This window comes from Streptomyces sp. HSW2009, from assembly GCF_040240285.1.
In the GTDB taxonomy this organism is placed as follows: Bacteria; Actinomycetota; Actinomycetes; order Streptomycetales; family Streptomycetaceae; genus Streptomyces.
Window position 1 is genome coordinate 1 of sequence record NZ_JBEHZD010000312.1, and the last position, 9325, is coordinate 9325.

The window sequence follows — 9325 nt, forward strand, 5'->3', positions numbered from 1 at the left end:
AGCCCCCACCGTACGAACACCACCGCGCGAACCACACCCCCCCCCCCCCCCCGCCCCCACCCCACCCACCCCAACCCCCCCCCCCCCCCACCCACCCCCCCCCCCCCCCCCCCCCCCCCCCCCCCCCCCCCCCCCCGCCCCCCCCCCCCCCCCCCCCCCCCGCCGGAACAGACGCCACCCGTACGAGATGGCGCCTGCCCCACTCCACCGTAGGGAGCCCCGACCGGGAGGGGTCCCGCCCCGTCCGACCCAGCGGACCGGCCCCACCCCACAGGCCACCCGCCACACCCCGGCCACGCCCACCCGGTTCCCCTCCCGGCCTACGTCCCGTAGAACCGTGCCCACGACGACCGGCACCCCGAGCACCGCACCCACCCAGCGCACCGCACGAGCGCCACGCCACCCACGTTCCCCACCGTACGAACACCGCGGCAGTCGGCCCCACAACGCACGAGCCCCCACCGTACGAACACCACCGCGCGAACCACACCCCACCGCCCCCGCGTCCTCATCACCAACCCACCGATCCGCCGATCCGCCGATCCACCACCCAGCGGGCCCACCAACCCACCCACCCCACACCCCAGTTGAGAAGGACACCCACCCAACGACCAACCCAACCAACACCCACCCCACCCACGAGCACACACCCACACCCACCAGGGGGAGCCGGGGAAGTCATGGAATCGAACGCCGCGGACGTCGCCTTCGAGGAGGAGTACGCACGCTCCCTCGTCGCCAGCCACAACCACCTCACCATCTACGGCATCGACCTCGCCCACTCACCCGACCGCTGGTCGCTGGAGACCGCCTACCTCAGCCTGGAGGCCGAGTTCGAGCAGCAGGGCGACGGCCGGGGCGGCGCGGCGGCCGGGCCGCGCGCCGTGCTCCGCGCCGAGCAGGCGCTCGCCGGCCGGCACCGCGTACTGCTCCGCGGCATCGCCGGCTCCGGCAAGACGACCCTCGTGCAGTGGCTGGCGGTCGCGGTGGCCCGCGGTGCGCTGCCCGACGCGCTGCACGCCCTGCGCGGCCGGGTCCCCTTCGTCCTCCCCGTACGCCGCTTCACCCGCGAGCACGCCGGTCCGGCAGGACCAGGCGGCCCGGGCGCGCCCCGCACACCCGGCGAGCCCCGCGGAGGGGGCGGTTCCGGCGGCCCGGGGCGTGGCCGGCGCAGCGGTCCCGGCTTCCCCGCGCCGGCCCGGTTCCTGGCCGCGGCCCGCCACCCGTGCGCCGGCGCGCAACCGCCCGGCTGGGCGGACCGGGTGCTGGCCGCCGGGCGCGCCCTGCTGCTGGTGGACGGCGTGGACGAGGCCCCGGAGACGGACCGCGAACGCCTCCGGCACGCCGTACGCGATCTGCTCGCCCGCTTCCCCGGCACGGTGTGCCTGGTCACCTCGCGCCCCTCGGCGGTGCCCGAGCGCTGGCTCACCGACGACGGGTTCGCCGAGCTCACGCTCGCCCCGCTCAGCCGCGAGGGCGTCGCCGCGTTCATCCAGCGCTGGCACGCCGCGGCCCGCGAGGACGCGACCGACCTCGACCGCATCGACGCGTACGAACAGACGCTGCTCGGCGCCGTCCGGATCACCCGCGAACTCGGCCGCCTCGCCACCAACCCGCTGCTGTGCGGCCTGCTCTGCGCCCTGCACCGGGACCGCCGCGGCTATCTGCCGCGCGGGCGGCGGGCGCTGTACGACGCGGCCCTTTCCATGCTCCTGGAGCGCCGGGACCGCGAGCGCGCCATGCACCCCACCGACGGCATCGACCTGCCGCAGGAACCCAAGGTGCAGCTCCTCCAGAAGCTGGCCCACTGGATGCTGGTCAACGGCCGCTCCGAGATCGACCGCGGCGTGGCGCTCGACATCCTCGCCCAACACCTGCCGGCCATCCCGCACGCCGCCGAACAGGGCGGGCCCGAGGAGATCTACCGGCACCTGCTCAACCGGACCGGGCTGCTCCGCGAACCCACGCCGGACACCGTCGACTTCGTCCACCGCACCTTCCAGGACTACCTGGGCGCCCGCGCGGCCGTCGAGCGGCACGACTTCGACTTCCTCATCGACCACGCCCACCTGGACGACTGGGAGGAGGTCATCCGGATGGCCGTCGCCCTCGCCAGGCCCGACGAATGCGGCTACCTCCTTGAGGCCCTGCTCGCGCCGCGCAAGGGCGGCCGGCCGGTCGAGGCCCGGCACCGCAAGCTGCTGGCCGCCGCCTGCCTGGAACACGCCACCGAACTCGACCCGGCGGTACGGGCCCGCGTCCACCGCTACACCCGTGACCTGATGCGCCCCACCACCCTGGAGGGGGCCAGGGCGCTCGGCTGGATCGGGGCGATCGTCCTGGAAATGCTGCCCGACCCGGCCCGCGTGTCGGACGCCGAGGCGCACCGGCTGGCCGTCACCGCCACCTCGGTCGCCGACGACCGGGCCATCGACTACCTGACCCGGCTCCGCGACCGCACCTCCTGGCCGGTACGCACCCAACTCGCCGGGGCCTGGCGGCGGTACGACACCGACCGCTACGCCGACGAGATCATCGCCCACCTCGACCCGAGCGACCTGGAGTTCCCGGTCTCCAGCCCGGAGGAGTTGGCCGCGCTGCGCCGGCTCGGCGGCCGGCCGTGCGTCCAGGTCACCGGCGAGTTCACCCCGGCCCAACTCGTCGCCGGCCTCGCCCCCGGCCCCCTGGGCCACCTCTGGCTCACCCACGACCCGGGCCCCGAACCCCTGGACTGGCTGGGTGCCTTCCCCCACCTGCACACCCTGCAACTCCCCCGCACCGCAACGCCCGTCGCGGTCCCCGCCGGCATCCAGGTCATCCACGACTGACCCGGTCACCCCGGACCGGCGCAGCCCACCAGGGCGTCCCCGGCCGAGCACGTACGCGCGTACGCATATGCGCATGTACGCAGGCGGGGACCGGGTAGCTACGAACGCGTACGCGCAAGCAGGCACGTGCCAAGCCGGCAGCGCACGAGCGGATGCGCAGGAGCGGACATGTGCAGGAACGGGCACTCGCGAGAACACGTGCGCGTGAGCGAGTACGCACAGGAACAGCCGCGCGCGGGCGAAGACGCACAGCAACAGCCGCGCGCCAGCGGGCACGCAAAAGGCCCGCCCCCGGAGCCGCCGAAGCGGTCCCGGGGGCGGGCCCCGTGCCGAGTGCGCGCCGTGCGCCGCCCGGTCCGGGCAGCGGCCTGGCGTGCTGCGTCAGATCACGCTTCCTTCTTCAGGTTCGGGCTGCCACCGGCGGCCGACTCGACCGGAGGAGTGTCGGGCAGCGCCGTCTTCTCCTCGCCGCGGAAGGTGAACTTCTTCTCCTCACCCTCGCCCTCGACGCCGACGACCACGATGTGACCGGGGCGCAGCTCGCCGAAGAGGATCTTCTCCGAGAGCATGTCCTCGATCTCCCGCTGGATCGTCCGGCGCAGCGGCCGGGCGCCGAGCACCGGGTCGTAACCCTTCTTGGCGAGCAGCGACTTGGCGTCCGCGCTGAGCTCAAGGCCCATGTCGCGGTCCTTCAGCCGCTCGTCCACCTTGGTCACCATCAGGTCGACGATCTGGATGATGTCTTCCTCGGTGAGCTGGTGGAAGACCACGGTGTCATCGACACGGTTGAGGAACTCGGGCCGGAAGTGCTGCTTGAGCTCCTCGTTGACCTTGTTCTTCATCCGCTCGTACCCGGTGCGGACGTCGCCCGCGGCGGCGAAGCCGAGGTTGAAGCCCTTGGAGATGTCCCGGGTGCCGAGGTTGGTCGTCATGATGATGACCGTGTTCTTGAAGTCCACGACCCGGCCCTGGGAGTCGGTCAGGCGACCGTCTTCCAGGATCTGCAACAGCGAGTTGAAGATGTCCGGGTGGGCCTTCTCGACCTCGTCGAAGAGGACGACGGAGAACGGCTTGCGGCGCACCTTCTCGGTGAGCTGACCGCCCTCCTCGTACCCCACGTATCCGGGGGGCGAGCCGAAGAGTCGGGAAACCGTGTGCTTCTCGCTGAACTCCGACATGTCGAGCGAGATGAGCGCGTCCTCGTCGCCGAACAGGAACTCGGCGAGCGTCTTGCTCAGCTCGGTCTTACCGACACCGGAAGGACCGGCGAAGATGAACGAACCGCCGGGCCGCTTCGGGTCCTTGAGCCCCGCCCGGGTGCGCCGGATGGCCTGCGAGAGCGCCTTGATGGCGTCCTTCTGGCCAATGACGCGCTTGTGCAGTTCGTCTTCCATCCGCAGCAGCCGGGAGGACTCCTCCTCGGTCAGCTTGAAGACCGGAATGCCGGTGGCCGTCGCCAGAACCTCGGCAATCAGCTCCTCGTCCACCTCGGCGACGACATCCATGTCGCCGGCCTTCCATTCCTTCTCCCGCTTCGCCTTCGCGGCCAGGAGCTGCTTCTCCTTGTCGCGCAGCCCGGCGGCCATCTCGAAGTCCTGCGAATCGATCGCGGACTCCTTCTCGCGGCGCACGTCGGCGATCTTCTCGTCGAATTCGCGGAGGTCCGGCGGTGCGGTCATCCGGCGAATGCGCATCCGGGAACCGGCCTCGTCGATGAGGTCGATCGCCTTGTCCGGCAGGAAGCGGTCGGAGATGTAGCGGTCGGCGAGCTGCGCGGCGGCCACCAGAGCGGCGTCGGTAATGGAAACGCGGTGGTGCGCCTCGTACCGGTCGCGCAGGCCCTTCAGAATTTCGATGGTGTGCGGCAGCGACGGCTCCGCGACCTGGATCGGCTGGAAACGGCGCTCAAGGGCCGCGTCCTTCTCCAGGTGCTTGCGGTACTCGTCGAGCGTGGTGGCGCCAATGGTCTGGAGCTCACCGCGGGCCAGCATCGGCTTGAGAATGCTGGCGGCGTCAATCGCGCCCTCGGCCGCGCCCGCACCCACCAGGGTGTGCAGCTCGTCGATGAACAGAATGATGTCGCCGCGCGTACGAATCTCCTTGAGCACCTTCTTCAGGCGCTCTTCGAAGTCACCGCGGTAACGCGAACCGGCGACCAGCGCACCCAGGTCCAGGGTGTACAGGTGCTTGTCCTTGAGCGTCTCGGGAACCTCGCCCTTGACGATGGCCTGCGCCAGCCCTTCGACGACCGCCGTCTTGCCGACGCCGGGCTCGCCGATGAGGACCGGGTTGTTCTTGGTGCGGCGCGAAAGCACCTGCATGACCCGCTCGATCTCCTTCTCGCGCCCGATGACCGGGTCGAGCTTGGATTCGCGGGCGGCCTGGGTGAGGTTGCGGCCGAACTGGTCCAGGACCAGGGAGGTGGAGGGCGTGCCCTCCGCCGGGCCGCCGGCCGTGGCGGCTTCCTTGCCCCCGGAGTACCCGGAGAGCAGTTGGATGACCTGCTGCCGCACCCGGTTCAGATCGGCGCCGAGCTTCACGAGGACCTGGGCTGCGACGCCCTCGCCCTCGCGGATCAGGCCGAGCAGGATGTGCTCCGTACCGATGTAGTTGTGGCCGAGCTGAAGGGCCTCGCGGAGCGAGAGCTCCAGGACCTTCTTGGCTCGGGGGGTGAAGGGGATGTGGCCGGACGGGGCCTGCTGGCCCTGACCGATGATCTCCTCCACCTGCTGCCGGACCGCCTCGAGCGAAATCCCGAGGCTCTCCAGGGCCTTAGCGGCGACACCCTCACCCTCGTGGATCAGGCCCAGGAGGATGTGCTCGGTGCCGATGTAGTTGTGGTTGAGCATCCGGGCTTCTTCCTGAGCCAGGACGACAACCCGCCGCGCACGGTCGGTGAACCTCTCGAACATCGTTAATCGCTCCTCAGAGCGGTCAGAAAGATCGGGGACGATCCCCTCCCTGTCCTTCCGCAGCTTAGTCCCGCAAGCAGGGACCGCTCATTCCAACTGCCGACACCCGGGATCTCCCCCCGTACCGGTGGCGAGGATTCCTGCCCCGAACAGCCGACACCTGCTCCAACCCGATGGTGCGAGACGATGTTCCCGCAGGCCAAGCACTTACGCATACCGCCACTACGCCGATGGCGAACGCGCCCTTGCCCCGACTGCCGGGCCGCCCCTTCCCACTAGGACTGTTTTACCCTCACGCACTGACACTCCATGCCGCGTGAGCCGCTTCCATCCGCTACGGGCGAACAACCTCGCGCCGCCGAAGAGCCTCAACCGCTCCCCGCACACCCAAGGTCGGACACGCACAGCCATGTCGCGTCAACCGAGCGTAACCCCTCGATCCCGGCTGGGGTTGCCCCGGACATGACCCCATACGGCCCGGACGCGACACCACTCCCCCGGCTCCCCCGACTCCCACGGCTTCCCGGCCCCACCGGACTCTCCCGCCTGCCGCTGCCGCCCCGACCCCGTGCGCCCCGTACGTCCCGGAGCGGGCCGCGTCCGCGCGCGCCGTGGCAGGTGGTGCGCGAGTGGTACGAGCGCGAGTTGGGCTGGCCCACCGACCCGGCATGCAAGGGCCCGGTCCAGTTGCTGACCGGGCTGCTCTTCGATGTGGTGGAGGTGCCGGCCGCCGCGGGGTACGCGACGTTGCGCCGGGTGCCGCGCACCGGCCCGGTGGCCGTCCACCGGGGGAAGGTGCGCTTCCTCATCGCCCCGGGCGGCGCCGACGAACTGCCGGGGCTGCTCGACTGGCTCGACTGGGGCGGCGTGCCGCTGGAGATGACCGCACTCGGCGCGGGCGGTCGGATGACCGCACCCGCCCCCGTGGCCCTCGGGGGGCGCGGCTCGCGAGGGACCGCCGCGTGGGTGCGGCCTCCGAGGCCGGGGTGCGGAACGAGAGGGGGATTGCCGTCCCTCGGCCTCCGGCACGGGGAGGGAGCCCGAGGGGTCCACGGCCTTCCCGACGGAACGGGAAGGGACGGCTTTCAGAGCGACACCGACGCCCCGGACCTGGTCCGGCTGGTCAGCGTCGCGGCGACGGAATGCCACCGGGCCCGGCTGCTGCACGTGCGGCGCAAGAGGGCGGGCCGGTCTCAGCCGTTGGCCTTCTCGTACGCCTCGCGCACCGTCGCCGGAACGCGACCGCGGTCGTTGACCTCGTAACCGTTCTCCTTCGCCCAGGCGCGGATCTTCGCCGTGTCCTGGCTGCTGCTCGCACCCGTGCGCACGCGACCGCGACCACCGGCGGCACGACCCCCCGTACGACGACCGCTCTTGGTGTACGGCTCAAGGGCGGAGCGGAGCTTGTCCGCGTTGGCCGTGGTGAGGTCGATCTCGTACGTCTTGCCATCGAGCGCGAACGTCACGGTCTCGTCGGCCTCGCCACCGTCGAGGTCATCAACAAGAAGGACCTGAACCTTCTGTGCCATTGAGGATTCCTTTCACGGATAAGGGATTACGAGGCATTAGCAAACCGCTTTTCCCGAGAAAACACAAACCCCCTGGGAAGGTTCAGCTACGCATCCGCGTGGGAACACTCCGTCGCGGAGCTATGTGATAGGTGAGCGATTCGGACATAGGGGCCGGCGATCACAGTTGCAGAAGCATCCGACTGTTGCCAAGGGTGTTCGGCTTCACCCGTTCGAGGCCAAGGAACTCCGCGACGCCCTCATCATAGGAACGCAGCAGCTCGCTGTAGACATCGCCGTCGACCGGCGTCTCCCCGATCTCTACGAAGCCGTGCTTGCTGAAGAACTCGACTTCGAAGGTGAGGCAGAAAATTCGCCGAACCCCGAGCCATCGCGCCGTCTGCAACAGCTTGTCCAGTACTTGGTGCCCCACACCGCAACCCATGAGCTCCGGATGGACCGCCAGGGTGCGCACCTCGGCCAGGTCTTCCCACATCACATGGAGCGCGCCACAGCCAATGACCTCACCGTCCTCGTCCCGCTCGGCCACCCAGAACTCCTGGATGTCCTCGTAAAGCGTCACGGTCGCTTTGTCGAGCAGGATGCGCTCACCCACGTACGCGTCGATGAGACGTCGTACGGCACGAACATCGGTGGTGCGGGCCCGGCGGACGGTGACGGCTTTTGATAGTGGGGACATGGCCGGACGCTATCGCCCTGCTTCACCCGCGGTGTCGCCGGGCTCGTCGAGTTGTACCACCCGCATGGCATCACGGAGCGCTTCCCGCTGGCCTTCGGACATCATCCCGAAGAACGCCACGAGGGCCGCCGCCGGGTTGTCACTAGCGGACCACGCTTCGTTCATGAGTGCGGCGGCGTAGGCGGCGCGGGTGGAGACGGCTTCATATCGATAGGCACGGCCTTCTGCTTCCCGCCTGACCCAACCCTTCTGATGAAGGTTGTCCATTACCGTCATGACGGTCGTGTACGCGATCGAGCGTTCCTGCTGAAGGTCTTCCAAGACTTCTCGGACGGTGACCGGGCGGTTCCACTTCCACACCCGCGTCATCACGGCGTCTTCCAACTCTCCCAATGGCCGAGGCACACCCGAATAATAGTGGCAGATGTCCCATTTGCCCGGTTAATGGGCAGAGAAAAGGACGCATGATCCGGCCATTGGCGGCGGTTCATGCGTCCCTGCTGGGTCCGGCGACCGTGGGCACCTCCCGATTTCGGCCGCGACCTGCCGGCGCCGAATGGGTACGGGCGGCGGGTCGGTGCCGAAAAGGGTGCCGGCGGTGTGGCCGGCACCGAATGGGTACGGCGGCGGCCCGGTCGGCGCCGGAATGCGGCGCGGCGCGGCCGGTCGGCTCAGGCGCCCTGTTCGCCCGGCACGCCGTCCTGGCGGGTCCGCTCGGCGGATGCCAGAACGGAATCCACCGCGGCGTCCTCCTTGCTCTTATTGGCGCCGCCCTGGCTCTTCACGATGGTCTTGATCAGCGCGATAAAGGCCACGGCCATCACGACGGGCGGGACCAGCGCGGAGACGTAATCCATGAGTGTCGGCCTCCCTGTGCCTGAGGGCACCAGGTTACGCGGTGACCTCCTGGCGGCCGTGACAGGGGCCGGCGAAACGGGGGCGAAGGGGCCGGGCGGCCCCACCACGCGGAACGTTCCGCCGGCCCGGGGCGATCCGCCGGCCGGGCGAGCGGGTGGTCAGGCCGAGCGGGCCGTCAGGTGCGGGAACCGGGAAACCCCCGAGTGCTCAGAGCGCCCTGAGCGCCTGGAGTTTCCTGAGCGCCCGGCGGACCCAGAGAACCCAGAGAATTCAGTGGATTGAGCGGGGTCAGTGGATTCAGCGGGGTCTCGGTCGTCGGCCGGGGGCGCCTGGGTGGGCTCGGGGGCGGGCCGCTTGCGGGGGAAGACCTCGCCGGGGGTGGGCACGGGGCGGCGCGGCGCGGCGGGGCCCCGGGTGGTGGCGGGGCGCTCGGCGGGGCCCGTGCCCCGCGCGGGGCGCCGCGCCCCCGCCGGGGGGGGGTCGGCCCCCGGCCCGGGGGGGGGGGGGGGGGGGGGGGGG

General features: G+C 70.6%; 8 protein-coding genes. 2 read left to right on the plus strand and 6 right to left on the minus strand.

Annotated elements, in window-relative coordinates:
- On the minus strand, window positions 1-203 hold a 203-nt coding region (locus AAHZ94_RS21535; protein ID WP_349994616.1), incomplete at its 3' end, for a hypothetical protein.
- Window positions 204-680: 477 nt separating this feature from the next.
- Between AAHZ94_RS21535 and AAHZ94_RS21540 the strand changes: the two genes are divergently transcribed.
- Window positions 681-2828, plus strand: a complete 2148-nt coding sequence (locus AAHZ94_RS21540) for an NACHT domain-containing protein (protein WP_349994617.1) — start codon at window positions 681-683, stop codon at window positions 2826-2828.
- 386 nt (window positions 2829-3214) lie between these two features.
- On the opposite strand, the gene AAHZ94_RS21545 is transcribed toward AAHZ94_RS21540, so the two are convergent.
- On the minus strand, window positions 3215-5740 hold the full coding sequence (locus tag AAHZ94_RS21545; protein WP_349994618.1) for an ATP-dependent Clp protease ATP-binding subunit: 2526 nt from the start codon (window positions 5738-5740) through the stop codon (window positions 3215-3217).
- 618 nt (window positions 5741-6358) lie between these two features.
- Between AAHZ94_RS21545 and AAHZ94_RS21550 the strand changes: the two genes are divergently transcribed.
- On the plus strand, window positions 6359-7003 hold the full coding sequence (locus AAHZ94_RS21550) for an SCO3374 family protein (protein ID WP_349994619.1): 645 nt from the start codon (window positions 6359-6361) through the stop codon (window positions 7001-7003).
- On the opposite strand, the gene AAHZ94_RS21555 is transcribed toward AAHZ94_RS21550, so the two are convergent.
- The 4 genes from AAHZ94_RS21555 to AAHZ94_RS21570 all read right to left on the minus strand — a co-directional run bounded on the left by AAHZ94_RS21555 (window position 6934) and on the right by AAHZ94_RS21570 (window position 8805).
- Window positions 6934-7269: a histone-like nucleoid-structuring protein Lsr2 gene (locus AAHZ94_RS21555; RefSeq protein ID WP_349994620.1), complete on the minus strand. Its 336-nt coding sequence runs from the start codon at window positions 7267-7269 to the stop codon at window positions 6934-6936. The two genes, AAHZ94_RS21550 and AAHZ94_RS21555, sit on opposite strands and share 70 nt — an antisense overlap.
- Before the next feature lie 160 nt (window positions 7270-7429).
- On the minus strand, window positions 7430-7948 hold the full coding sequence (locus AAHZ94_RS21560) for an amino-acid N-acetyltransferase (RefSeq protein ID WP_349994621.1): 519 nt from the start codon (window positions 7946-7948) through the stop codon (window positions 7430-7432).
- A 9-nt stretch (window positions 7949-7957) separates the two neighbouring features.
- A complete protein-coding gene (locus tag AAHZ94_RS21565; RefSeq protein WP_349994622.1) occupies window positions 7958-8353 on the minus strand; it encodes a BlaI/MecI/CopY family transcriptional regulator in 396 nt (131 codons plus the stop codon).
- Window positions 8354-8619: 266 nt separating this feature from the next.
- Window positions 8620-8805 carry a hypothetical protein gene (locus tag AAHZ94_RS21570; protein ID WP_349994623.1) on the minus strand — a complete coding sequence of 62 codons (186 nt, stop codon included), beginning with the start codon at window positions 8803-8805 and terminating at the stop codon, window positions 8620-8622.
- Window positions 8806-9325: the final 520 nt, after the last annotated feature.

What these genes read in the sequence shown, in the direction of transcription:
- AAHZ94_RS21540 (WP_349994617.1), top strand. Translation starts at nt 681, where the DNA reads ATGGAATCGAACGCCGCGGACGTCGCCTTCGAGGAGGAGTACGCACGC.
- AAHZ94_RS21545 (WP_349994618.1), bottom strand. Translation starts at nt 5,740, where the DNA reads ATGTTCGAGAGGTTCACCGACCGTGCGCGGCGGGTTGTCGTCCTGGCT.
- AAHZ94_RS21555 (WP_349994620.1), bottom strand. Translation starts at nt 7,269, where the DNA reads ATGGCACAGAAGGTTCAGGTCCTTCTTGTTGATGACCTCGACGGTGGC.
- AAHZ94_RS21560 (WP_349994621.1), bottom strand. Translation starts at nt 7,948, where the DNA reads ATGTCCCCACTATCAAAAGCCGTCACCGTCCGCCGGGCCCGCACCACC.
- AAHZ94_RS21570 (WP_349994623.1), bottom strand. Translation starts at nt 8,805, where the DNA reads ATGGATTACGTCTCCGCGCTGGTCCCGCCCGTCGTGATGGCCGTGGCC.